Here is an 11,879-nt window from a genome sequence, read left to right as displayed (position 1 = left end):
GGTGCGGCGGCCCTCGTTTCACGTGAAACATGCGCGGGGGAGTCCCCGGCATCCTGCCGGCTCGGCCCGGCGGTCCCGGCTCAGCTGTCCGGACCGGCGATGAAGCCGCCTCCGTTGCCATTGCCGTTGCCATTGCCGTTGTTCGCGCCGCCACCGGCCGGATCCTCGGTGGCCGGTGGCGACTCGCCGCCGGGTCCTCCGTCGACTCCGCCGTCGGGGCCGCCGTTCTGCCCGCCACCGTCGTGGTTGCAGTCCCAGTCGAGCGGATCGCAGGACTCCCCGGGGTCGGGGCTCTCCGACGGCGGCTTCGACGACTCCGACTCCGACGGCGACTCCGACGGCGTCTCCTCCGGCTCCTCGGTCTCCGTCGGGGACGGCGGCGGGGGCGGGGTCTCGCCGACGACCTTGCCGATCGGCTCCGGCACCGGGAAGTTGATCACCTTCGCGTTCTTGAGCGCCTCCGACATGTAGTCCTGCCAGATCTGCGCGGGGAACGAGGCGCCGTGGATCTTCTCCTCGCCACCCGTGCCGAACATCTCCAGGAACTCGCGCTTCTTGTTGGTCTCGTCGTCGTCGAGGCGGTACATGCTGACCGCCGTCGAGAGCTGCGGGGTGTAGCCGACGAACCAGGCGGACTTGTTGCCGTCGGTCGTACCGGTCTTGCCCGCCACCTGCCGCCCCGGCAGCTGCGCCGAGGTGCCGGTGCCCTTGTCCACGACGGTCCTCAGCACGTCCGTGACGTTGTCGGCCACCTGCTCCGTGAAGACCTGCTTGGTCTTCTTCTCGTGCTGGTAGACCGTGTTCCCCTCATGCTGGACCTCGGTGACCGAGTACGGCTCGTTCTGCTTGCCGCTGGCCGCGAAGGTCGAGTACGCCCCGGCCATCCGGATCGCGCTGGGCGAGGAGGTGCCGAGCGAGAAGGACGGGTAGTTGGCACTGGCCATGGAGTTGTCGTCCTTGAGACCGGCCTCCATGGCCGTCTCCTTCACCTTGTCCAGGCCGACGTCCATGCCGAGCTGCACATAGGCGGAGTTGACGGACTCCCTCATCGCCTCGCGGAGGTCGATCTGGTACGTCGGAGGGTTGTAGGACCGGTCACCGTCGTTCCGCTGGTTCCACTGCTGACCCTCGCGGTCGGTCCAGACGTCACCGTTGTACTTCTGGATCTTGAGCTTGTTCTTGCCGCTGTACAGGCTCTTCGGGTTGACGATGCTGCGTTCGGCCTCGGACTGGACCTCCGCGCCGTCCGGGTCGCGCACGCCGTACTTGAAGGCGGCGGCCAGCACGAACGGCTTGTACGTCGAACCGACCTGGGCACCGGTCTGGTCGGCGTTGTTGGTGAAGTGCTTGGTCGCGTCCTCACCGCCGTAGATGGCCTTGATCGCGCCGTCCTTCGGGTCCACGGAGGCGCCACCGAACTGGACGTGCGTGTCCTTCTCCGGCCGCAGCTTCGGCTTGATCTTCGCCTTCTGGACCTTCTTCACGGCGGATTCGAGCTCCTTGACCTTCTTCCTGTCGAAGGTCGTGTGGATCTCGTAGCCGCCCTGCTGGAGCGCCTCGGCGGTGATGTTCGTGTTCCTGATGACGTACGCCTTGGCCAGGTCCACGAGGTAACCGGTCTGGCCGGCGAGCTGCGTGTTCGACCGCGGGTTCTGCAGCTTGGGGAACTTCGTGTACTTGTTCCGCTGCGCGGCGGTCAGGCGGCCGTCCTTGACCTCCTCGTCGAGGATCCAGGCCCAGCGCTTCTTGGCGCGTGCGGTGTTGTCCTGCTTGTTGGCCGCGGGGTCGATCTCGGGGGCACCGGCGGGGTCGTAGTACGTGGCGCCCTTGAGCACCGTCGCGAGGAGAGCGCACTCGCTCGGGTCGAGCTCGCTGGCCTGCTTGTCGAAGTACGCCCGCGCGGCCGCCTGGATGCCGTAGGCACCGCGCCCGTAATAAGCGGTATTGAGGTACCCGGCCATGATGTCTTCCTTGGAGACCGTCCGGCCGACCTTTATGGAGATGAAGAGCTCTTTGAACTTACGGGTGAACGTCTGCGACTGGTCGCCCAGGCGCGCGTTCTTCACGTACTGCTGGGTGATGGTGGAGCCACCCTGGGTCTGCCCGCCCTTGGCCATGTTGACCAGGGCGCGCGTGATGCCCATCGGGTCGATGCCCTTGTCGTCCTCGAAGGTCTTGTTCTCCGCCGACATCACGGCGAAGCGCATCTCCTTCGGGATGTCGTCGTAGTCGATGATCTGGCGGTTGCGCTCACCGCCGGTCGCGACCATCTGCTTGCCGTCGGCCCAGTAGTAGACGTTGTTCTGGGCCTTCGCCGCTTTGTCGACCTCGGGCACCTCCACCAGGGCGTACGAGATGCCGGCGACCGCCATCAGGCTGCCGAGGAATCCGACGAAGAGGCCCGTGACCAGGCGCCACGACGGGATCCAGCGCTTGGCGCCGTCCCGGTCCGCGCGCGGATAGTTGATGAACCTCTTCTTGCGGGGCGGCTCGGCGCCGCGGCCCCTGCCGCGCCCGGGACCGCCCGGACCGCCGGAACCACCGCCGCCACGGCGTCCGCCCCCACCGGAGCGTCCGCCGCCGCCACCCTCGGGTGCCCTGCGGCGACCGCCTCCCGTGCCGACGGAGCCGCTGCGCTGCGCGGCACGCCGGGCCTCGGCCCGGCCGCCGTAGGGACGATCCCCGTCGTCGGGGGCCCCCGCTCCGTGCGACCCGTATGAGGAAGAGGGCGATCCAGTGGCGCCCCGCGGTGCCGCGCGGCGGCCCGACGGCGCTCCTTGGGCGCCGCGCCTGGCCGCGGCGCGTCCGCCGCCCTGCGGCTGCGGCGGTTTGCGACGGTGCTCGCTCATCGAACGATTACTCCTCGGGCAGGCGCAGCTGTCCACGCCTGGAAACGGCGGCTGGTTTCCGGTCCCCCCGAAGTGCGGATGCGCCCGTTCCGGCACCCACCCGCACTACACCGGGGACGACGACGCTCCCTGACGTCACTTGGTTCCCGGCGGCATGCATGGCGCACAGACTACGCACCGTCAAAACCCTCGTAGAGCCGAAGTTCACCCCAAATCAGGCAAGTTACTTCCTACGAATCGGTGATGTGACGCCGTTCACCGTGCCCCCTCTTGTTTCGGCCGGATCACCGTTCTATCGTCTCGATGTATCGAGTCGATACATCAGCTCGGCATAAAGGTCGTACTGAGAGACCGCGGCAGACGGGAGGCGACGATGAGCAGGCGCTCCGGCATCCTGGAATTCGCCGTGCTCGGTCTGCTCCGCGAGTCCCCGATGCACGGCTATGAGCTGCGGAAACGACTCAATACGTCGCTGGGAGTGTTCCGCGCCTTCAGCTACGGGACCCTCTATCCGTGCCTCAAGACGCTGGTCGCCAACGGCTGGTTGATCGAGGAGTCGGGCAGCACCTCCGAGGACGCCCTCGCAGCTCCACTCGCAGGGCGTCGCGCCAAGATCGTGTACCGGTTGACGGCGGAAGGTAAGGAGCACTTCGAGGACCTGCTCTCGCAGACCGGCCCCGACGCGTACGAGGACGAGCACTTCGCCGCCCGCTTCGCCTTCTTCGGGCAGACCTCGCGGGACGTACGCATGCGGGTGCTCGAGGGCCGCCGCAGCCGCCTCGAAGAGCGCCTGGAGAAGATGCGCGCCTCCCTGGCCCGTACCCGGGAGCGCCTGGACGACTACACGCTTGAGCTGCAGCGGCACGGCATGGAGTCCGTGGAGCGCGAAGTGCGCTGGCTGAACGAGCTCATCGAGAGCGAGCGAGCGGGACGCGACCAGCAACGGTCCGCCCCCGAGAGCTCCGCTCAGCAGAACAGCACATCAGGGGAGTCGACGGTCCTGCCCCGGCGGCGGGAGAACGACCCGCCGCCGGATCCGTCCGACGACCCCGCCAAGTGAGACCCAGCGTTCCGCGGGGTTTCATCCGGAATACCGAGATCACACAGGGAGCAACCGGAATGGGTTCGGTTCGCGTAGCCATCGTCGGCGTGGGCAACTGCGCCGCCTCGCTGGTCCAGGGCGTCGAGTACTACAAGGACGCCGACCCGGACACCAAGGTCCCGGGCCTGATGCACGTCCAGTTCGGCGACTACCACGTCGGTGACGTCGAGTTCGTCGCCGCCTTCGACGTCGACGCGAAGAAGGTCGGCCTCGACCTCTCGGACGCCATCGGCGCCAGCGAGAACAACACCATCAAGATCTGCGACGTCCCGAACAAGGGCGTTCAGGTCCAGCGTGGCCACACCCACGACGGCCTGGGCAAGTACTACCGCCAGACCATCGAGGAGTCCACCGAGGCCCCGGTCGACGTCGTCCAGGTCCTCAAGGACAAGCAGGTCGACGTCCTCGTCTGCTACCTGCCCGTCGGCTCCGAGGACGCCGCGAAGTTCTACGCGCAGTGCGCCATCGACGCCAAGGTCGCCTTCGTGAACGCCCTCCCGGTGTTCATCGCCGGCACCAAGGAGTGGGCGGACAAGTTCACCGAGGCCGGTGTCCCGATCGTCGGCGACGACATCAAGTCGCAGGTCGGCGCGACCATCACGCACCGCGTGATGGCGAAGCTGTTCGAGGACCGCGGTGTCCGTCTCGAGCGCACCATGCAGCTCAACGTCGGCGGCAACATGGACTTCAAGAACATGCTCGAGCGCGACCGCCTCGAGTCCAAGAAGATCTCGAAGACGCAGGCCGTCACCTCGCAGATCCCGGACCGCGAGCTGGGCGAGAAGAACGTCCACATCGGCCCGTCGGACTACGTCGCGTGGCTCGACGACCGCAAGTGGGCGTACGTCCGCCTCGAGGGCCGCGCCTTCGGTGACGTCCCGCTGAACCTGGAGTACAAGCTCGAGGTCTGGGACTCCCCGAACTCCGCCGGTGTCATCATCGACGCCCTGCGCGCCGCGAAGATCGCCAAGGACCGGGGCATCGGTGGCCCGATCCTCTCCGCGTCCTCGTACTTCATGAAGTCCCCGCCGGTGCAGTACTTCGACGACGAGGCCTTCGCGAACGTCGAGAAGTTCATCAAGGGCGAGGTCGAGCGCTAAACAGCTCTCTCCTTGTCACTGTCGAGGGTCCCCGGGCATGCGCCCGGGGACCCTCGGCGTATGTGAGGCTTGGCCCATGGCTGTCGTCGGTGATCTCCGGATACTGCTGCGGCTGCGCGACTTCCGACGACTGCTCGCCGTACGGCTGATCTCCCAGGGCGCGGACGGCGTCTACCAGGTCGCGCTCGCCACGTACGTCGTCTTCTCCCCGGAGAAGCAGGCCTCGCCCGGAGCGATCGCCTCCGCGATGGCCGTGCTGCTGCTTCCGTACTCCCTGATCGGGCCCTTCGCCGGCGTCCTGCTGGACCGCTGGCAGCGCCGCCAGGTCTTTCTGTACGGCAACCTCCTGCGGGCCGCGCTGGCGACGCTGACCGCGGTACTGATCTTCGGCGACGTGCCCGACTGGCTCTTCTACGCCTCCGCGCTCTGCGTCACGGCCGTCAACCGCTTCGTCCTGGCCGGCCTCTCGGCCGCCTTGCCGCGGGTCGTCGACGCCGACCGGCTGGTCATCGCCAACTCGCTCTCCCCGACCGCCGGGACGCTCGCCGCGACCATGGGCGGCGGCCTCGCCTTCGTCGTCCGCCTGGTGGTGTCGGACTCGGACGAGGCGGTGGTCCTCCTCGGTGCCGCCCTGTATCTGTGCGCGGCACTCGCCTCGCTCCGCATGGCCCGGGAACTGCTGGGCCCGGATCCGGAGTTGGTGCAGCCGCGGCTCTCTGCCGCGCTGGCCGGGACGGCACGGGGGCTGCGGGCCGGGGTGCGGCACCTGGCCGAGCGCCCCTCCGCGGCCCGTGCGCTGGCCGCGATGACGGTGATGCGCTTCTGCTACGGCGCCCTCACGGTCATGGTTCTGATGCTGTGCCGGTACGCGTGGTCGTCGACCGAGGCCGACGGGCTCGCGCTGCTCGGTCTTGCCGTGGGGATCTCGGGTGCCGGGTTCTTCGTGGCGGCCGTGGTGACGCCCTCGGCGGTGGCGCGGCTGGGGGCGGGCGGCTGGATCGTCGCCTGTGCGGCGACGGCGGCGGTCCTGGAGCCGGCCCTCGGCCTCCCCTTCGAGCCCGTCCCCCTGCTCATCGCCGCCTTCGTCCTCGGCTTCACGACCCAGGGCGCGAAGATCGCCACCGACACGGTGGTCCAGTCCTCGGTGGACGACGGCTTCCGCGGCCGCATCTTCTCCGTCTACGACGTGCTCTTCAACGTCGCTTTCGTGGGGGCGGCAGCGGTGGCCGCGCTGGTCCTGCCCCCTGACGGAAAATCGGTCCCGCTGGTCGTGGGGGTGGCGCTCTTGTACGCGGCGATTGCTGGGGCTATGGCACGTTTTGGCGCGCAGTAAGTGTCACATCAGCGATACAGAGTCCCTCTGGGCTTCAGAGTTGTCAGTCCTGGCGGATAACTTACGGGCGTCTTATTCGCGCCATCGCGCTCTCGTTCGAGGGGGACCCCCAAAGTGACCACTCCGCCGCCTCAGGGCCAGACTCCGTACCCGCCCCAGGGCCAGAACCCCTATGGCCAGCCCCAGGGCGGCGCTCCGTACGGCCAGCAAGCCCCGACGGCCCCGTATCCGCAGCAGGGCCAGCCGGGCATGCAGCAACAGCCGTACCCGGCCTTCAACCAGGGCGCGCCTGTTCCCCCGCCGGCCGCTCCCCGGCGAGGTGGCCGGAAGCTGCTCCTGCGCATAGGCGGCTTCATCCTGGTCGCGATCCTCATCGGCGTCGGCAAGTGGTATCTCGGCAAGAGCGACGCCGAATCCACCACGGTCGGCAGCTGCATGCACAACAAGGGCACGGACCTCAGGCCGGACCTGGAGGACGTCGACTGCTCCTCGGGCGACGCCGAGTTCGAGGTCGTCGAGAAGTTCGACAACACCAGCGACGCCGACAGGTGCCAGGCCGTGAAGACCTCCGACGTCGCCTACTTCCAGCAGGGCAAGGGCCACGACGTCGTGCTCTGCCTGAAGAAGAAGTAGCAGACGAACGAGGGGCGTTGTTTCACGGTTTCACGTGAAACAACGCCCCTCGGCATATCCAGCTATGTCGCACTCTGTCCCGGCAGTGCGGTGTGTTTCACGTGAAACACGACTCTCTGGGCCTCAGTTCTGTTCGGCCCACCACTCCTTGAGCGCCGCCACCGCCGCGTCCCGCTCCATCGGGCCGTTCTCCAGCCGCAGCTCCAGCAGGAACTTGTAGGCCTTGCCGATCACCGGGCCGGGGCTCACGCCCAGGACCTCCATGATGTCGTTGCCGTCGAGGTCGGGGCGGATCGCGTCCAGCTCCTCCTGCTCCTGGAGGCGGGCAATGCGCTCCTCCAGGCCGTCGTACGCGCGCGACAGGGCGTTCGCCTTGCGCTTGTTGCGCGTCGTGCAGTCGGAGCGGGTCAGCTTGTGCAGGCGCTCCAGGAGCGGGCCCGCGTCGCGCACGTAGCGACGGACGGCCGAATCGGTCCACTCACCCGTGCCGTAGCCGTGGAAGCGGAGGTGGAGCTCGACGAGGCGCGAGACGTCCTTCACGAGCTCGTTGGAGTACTTGAGCGCCGTCATGCGCTTCTTGGTCATCTTGGCGCCCACCACCTCGTGGTGGTGGAAGGAGACCCGGCCGTCGCCCTCGAAGCGCCGCGTCTTCGGCTTGCCGATGTCGTGCAGCAGCGCCGCGAGCCGCAGCGTGAGGTCGGGGCCGTCCGTCTCCAGCGCCATCGCCTGCTCCAGGACGATCAGCGAGTGGTCGTAGACGTCCTTGTGCCGGTGGTGCTCGTCACGCTCCAGGCGCAGCGCCGGCAGCTCCGGCAGGACGCGGTCGGCGAGCCCCGTATCGACGAGCAGCGCGAGTCCCTTGCGCGGGTGTGCGGACAGGAGCAACTTGTTCAGCTCGTCCCGCACGCGCTCCGCGGAGACGATCTCGATGCGCTCGGACATCGCCTTCATCGCGGCGACGACGTCGGGGGCCACCTCGAAGTCCAACTGCGCGGCGAAGCGCGCGGCCCGCATCATCCGCAGCGGGTCGTCGGAGAAGGACTCCTCGGGGGTGCCGGGGGTGCGCAGGACGCGCTCCGCGAGGTCCTCCAGCCCGCCGTGCGGGTCAATGAAATCCTTCTCGGGGAGTGCCACGGCCATCGCGTTGACGGTGAAGTCACGGCGCACGAGGTCTTGCTCGATCGAGTCGCCGTAGGACACCTCGGGCTTGCGCGAGGTCCTGTCGTACGCCTCGGAGCGGTACGTCGTGACCTCGATCTGATAGCCGTCCTTCTGGCTGCCGATCGTGCCGAAGGCGATCCCGACCTCCCACACCGCGTCGGCCCAGGGACGGACGATCTTCAGTACGTCCTCGGGGCGGGCGTCGGTCGTGAAGTCCAGGTCGTTGCCGAGCCGCCCCAGCAGGGCGTCCCTGACCGAGCCACCGACCAGGGCGAGGGAGAACCCCGCCTCCTGGAAACGGCGGGCGAGGTCGTCCGCGACAGGGGACACACGCAGCAGTTCGCTGACCGCGCGGCTCTGCACCTGGCTCAGTGCGCTGGGATTGTCTTCATTGGCGTTCGGCACAACAGAAAAGGGTACGTGGCCCCGGCCCCCGGGACCGACCCGATAACCGCCGGGCCGCACAGGGGGCCCGCCCCCACAGTTCCGGCCAGGTCTTCCGATCATGTGGAGCAGTCCGCGGCACTTCGCCACAGCGCACATCGTTACCATGCGTGGACGCACAACCGACGACCACTGACGACGACGAGGGACGGGCGAACGCGTGGCCGAGGCGGCAGACTTCCCGGGGACCAGTCCCTCACCTGTCCGCCGGTGGCTGCGGCGCACGGCAGCGCTGCTGGTGAGCACCCCTTTGCTGGCCGGGCTCCTGCAGGTGCCGGCAGCCCCCGGGGCGCAGGCCGCCGCGCCGAGCGCGCAGGCCGACGCCACTGGTTCCCGCTCCGTCGACGTCTCGCTGGACAAGGTCACGCCCACCACTCCGGGTGAGGACGACACGCTCGTCGTCTCCGGCACGGTCACCAACAACAGCAAGCAGACGGTGACGGGCGCCAAGGTCGGCCTGCGCGTCGGGCCGGTCCTCAACAGCCGCAGCGAGATCGACGCCGCCGCCAAGCGCACCGGTTTCCAGCCGGGTTCCGAAGGCACGGAGGTCGACGGGAAGTACGTCGACAAGTTCGCGAAGCTGGTCCCCGGTGTGCGCCAGGACTTCAGCATCTCCGTACCGGTCAAGGCGCTGGACCTCGGCGCCGACGGCGTCTACCAGCTGGGCGTCGCCCTCACCGGCCAGAGCAGCGCCCAGCCCTACCCGCAGGTCCTCGGCGCCGAGCGCACCTTCCTGCCGTGGCAGACGGACGCCCCGGACGCCAAGACGAAGACGACCTATCTGTGGCCGCTCATCTCCGCCACGCACCTCACGGCGAAGACCGGGTCCGACGAGCAGCAGACGCCCGTCTTCAAGAACGACGACCTGGCCGACGAGCTCGCCTCGGGCGGGCGCCTGGAACAGCTCCTGTCCCTCGGCAGCAAGCTCGACGTCACCTGGGTCATCGACCCCGACCTGCTCGCCTCCGTCGAGGCGATGACGAAGAACTACCGGATCCAGAACGAGGACGGGAGCACCACCCGGGCCGGCAGGCACCAGGCGGTCGCCAACCAGTGGCTCAACGACCTGGAGAGCGCCGTCAAGGGCAAGAAGGTCGTCGCCCTGCCCTTCGCCGACCCCGACCTCGCGTCGCTGGCGCACAACGGCAAGGCCGTCAGCGGCTCCCTCGGCCACCTCAAGGAGGCCACCGAGGTCGGCGCCAAGGCCGTGGAGACGATCCTCCACGTGAAGCCGAGCACCGACTTCGCGTGGCCCGCCGACGGAGCCGTCGACCCGTCGATCGTCGACGTGGCGACCTCCGCGGGCGCCCACACCGTGATCGCCCGCGGCGACAGCATGCGCGAGACGAACGGCCTCCAGTACGCGCCGACCGCGGCCCGGCCCATCGGCGGCGGCACGACCGCCGTGGTGGCCGACACGCGCCTCTCGACGGCCTTCGAGGGCGACATGACGGAGGCCGAGAACTCCACGCTCGCCGTGCAGGAGTTCCTCGCCCAGAGCCTGATGGTCAACCTCCAGGACCCCGACAAGCAGCGCAGCATCGTCGTCGCCCCGCAGCGCATGCCCTCGGTGAGCCAGGCCCAGGCCATGGCGAAGGCACTCACCGGTCTCGCCGACGGCCAGTGGTCGCAGCCCGAGGACCTGTCGGCCGCGGCGAAGGCGAAGCCGGACCCGCAGGCCACCACCCGGGTCCCGTCGGCCTCGGCGTACCCCTCCTCGCTGCGCAAGCAGGAGCTGCCGCAGAAGGCCTTCGAGAAGATCCAGAACACCCAGAACCGGCTCCAGCGCTTCCAGGTGATCCTCACCGAGAAGGACCGCGTGGTCACCCCCTTCGGGAGGGCCATAGACCGCGAGATGTCGACGTCCTGGCGCGGTCACCCGGCGGAGGCGCGGGCCTACCAGAGCAGCGTGTGGGACTACCTGAACGAGCTCACCGAGCAGGTGGCCCTGATCCCGCGATCCGGCGCGAAGCTCTCCGGGCGCAGCGCGACCATCCCGGTGTCGGTGCAGAACAACCTGGTGCAGGGCGTCGACCACCTGGTCCTGCGGCTCTGCTCGCGCAACCCCACCCGCCTCAAGATCGGCGACGGGCAGTGCGAGGAGAAGCCGATCAAGATCTCGGGCGGCCACTCCCAGTCGGTGAAGTTCACGACCACGGCCAACGCCAACGGCCCGGTCCCGGTCTACGCCCAGCTCTACACGGAGGACAACGAGCCCTACGGCGCGGCCGTGCCCTTCGAGGTCAACGTCACCGAGTTCACCCTCACGGTGATGCTCGTCATCGCGGGCGGCCTCCTGCTGCTCGTGCTCGCCGGATTCCGGATGTACACCCAGCGCAAGCGCGCGGCCCGCAAACGGGCCCAGGAAGGCCCCGACACGGGCTCCGAGGGTGATTCCGGTGATGGCCCGGGGGCAGGCGACCCCGAGCAGCCGAGTGACCCGACACCGGACACCGCTGCGGAAAGCACCGACCCGTCGGACACGGGTGAGAGAGTGGACCGTTGAGCGATGTCGTGGCCGGTGGGCCCGGGGACGATGAGGTGGGGTAACCATGAACGCGCCGTACGACGGTGACCGTGGCCAGGGCGCGGGCGGTTCCGCCTCGCCCGGGGGCCCGCCGCCCGGCTCCCCCGAGCACGGGCAGGTGCCGCCGCAGCCCGCGCCGGACATGTATCTCCAGGACGCCTACGACCAGGACCCCTACCGGGGACAGGACCTCTCGGCCCAGGACCCGGTGACGGAGGCGCTCTACGACCGCGCGGCGCACCCGCCGCCGCCCCCCGGCACGTATCAGCAGCAGCCGCTCTACGGACAGCCGCCGACCTCGCAGCACGCCCCGGACCCCCGCGTGTGGGCCCAGACCCCGGCCCCCGAGCCGGAGGGCCCGACCCGGCACCTCCCGTACGGCGACGACGCCCGCACGACGCAGTTCGTGGGCGTCGACGACCTGGTCACCCAGGCCGGCGAGGAGCACCACGAGCCGGACGCCTTCGCTCACCTCTACCGCGACCAGCAGCCCGGCGGCTACCGCAGCCGGCAGCAGGACTACCAGGGCGGCTACCAGCAGAGCGGCTATCCCCAGGACGACGCCTACCAGCAGGGCGGCCAGCCCCAGAACGGCGGCTACCCGCAGGGCAACGCCTATCCCCAGGGCAACGGCTACCAGCAGCCCGGCGGCTATCAGCAGCAGCCTGTCGACGGCGGCTACCCGCAGGCCGAGCAGCCGGTCGTGCCCGCCCCCGCGGCGGCCCCGGCC

At 69.1% G+C, this 11,879-nt stretch carries 7 protein-coding genes and 1 pseudogene; 6 read left to right on the top strand and 2 right to left on the bottom strand.

Going from position 1 to position 11,879, the window contains the following annotated elements; translation table 11 throughout:
* Positions 1 to 80: 80 nt before the first annotated feature.
* Positions 81 to 2,849: a transglycosylase domain-containing protein gene (locus AOK22_RS18725; RefSeq protein ID WP_079036662.1), complete on the bottom strand. Its 2,769-nt coding sequence runs from the start codon at positions 2,847 to 2,849 to the stop codon at positions 81 to 83.
* A 373-nt stretch (positions 2,850 to 3,222) separates the two neighbouring features.
* On the opposite strand from AOK22_RS18725, the gene AOK22_RS18720 reads away from it, so the two are divergent.
* The 4 genes from AOK22_RS18720 (at position 3,223) to AOK22_RS18705 (ending at position 7,017) form a co-directional block, all read left to right on the top strand.
* The gene (locus AOK22_RS18720; protein ID WP_055699818.1) at positions 3,223 to 3,909 is read left to right on the top strand and encodes a PadR family transcriptional regulator; all 687 of its coding nucleotides are present in this window, start codon (positions 3,223 to 3,225) and stop codon (positions 3,907 to 3,909) included.
* 59 nt (positions 3,910 to 3,968) lie between these two features.
* Positions 3,969 to 5,051 carry an inositol-3-phosphate synthase gene (locus tag AOK22_RS18715; protein WP_055699817.1) on the top strand — a complete coding sequence of 361 codons (1,083 nt, stop codon included), beginning with the start codon at positions 3,969 to 3,971 and terminating at the stop codon, positions 5,049 to 5,051.
* 76 nt (positions 5,052 to 5,127) lie between these two features.
* Positions 5,128 to 6,384, top strand: coding sequence for an MFS transporter (locus tag AOK22_RS18710; protein ID WP_055699816.1), 1,257 nt, complete (start codon positions 5,128 to 5,130; stop codon positions 6,382 to 6,384).
* A 114-nt stretch (positions 6,385 to 6,498) separates the two neighbouring features.
* On the top strand, positions 6,499 to 7,017 hold the full coding sequence (locus tag AOK22_RS18705) for an LppU/SCO3897 family protein (RefSeq protein ID WP_055699815.1): 519 nt from the start codon (positions 6,499 to 6,501) through the stop codon (positions 7,015 to 7,017).
* 123 nt (positions 7,018 to 7,140) lie between these two features.
* Here AOK22_RS18705 and AOK22_RS18700 read toward each other — a convergent pair whose 3' ends face one another.
* Entirely contained in the window at positions 7,141 to 8,583 is a 1,443-nt protein-coding gene (locus AOK22_RS18700) for a CCA tRNA nucleotidyltransferase (protein ID WP_055699814.1), read from the bottom strand.
* A gap of 199 nt (positions 8,584 to 8,782) precedes the next feature.
* Between AOK22_RS18700 and AOK22_RS18695 the strand changes: the two genes are divergently transcribed.
* Positions 8,783 to 11,128 (top strand): DUF6049 family protein, encoded by a 2,346-nt coding sequence (locus tag AOK22_RS18695; protein WP_055699813.1) that lies wholly within the window; start codon positions 8,783 to 8,785, stop codon positions 11,126 to 11,128.
* 46 nt (positions 11,129 to 11,174) lie between these two features.
* Positions 11,175 to 11,879: pseudogene (locus tag AOK22_RS18690) on the top strand (murein biosynthesis integral membrane protein MurJ); the annotation flags it as partial.

Origin of the sequence: Streptomyces silaceus, assembly GCF_001419745.1 — a bacterium.
Lineage (GTDB): Bacteria > Actinomycetota > Actinomycetes > Streptomycetales > Streptomycetaceae > Streptomyces > Streptomyces silaceus.
The sequence above is the reverse complement of the archived record's forward strand: the minus strand, read 5'-3'. Positions and strand labels throughout refer to the sequence as shown.

Coding starts and splice junctions, on each gene's coding strand:
- AOK22_RS18725 (WP_079036662.1), bottom strand. CDS start 2,849: ATGAGCGAGCACCGTCGCAAACCGCCGCAGCCGCAGGGCGGCGGACGC.
- AOK22_RS18720 (WP_055699818.1), top strand. CDS start 3,223: ATGAGCAGGCGCTCCGGCATCCTGGAATTCGCCGTGCTCGGTCTGCTC.
- AOK22_RS18715 (WP_055699817.1), top strand. CDS start 3,969: ATGGGTTCGGTTCGCGTAGCCATCGTCGGCGTGGGCAACTGCGCCGCC.
- AOK22_RS18710 (WP_055699816.1), top strand. CDS start 5,128: ATGGCTGTCGTCGGTGATCTCCGGATACTGCTGCGGCTGCGCGACTTC.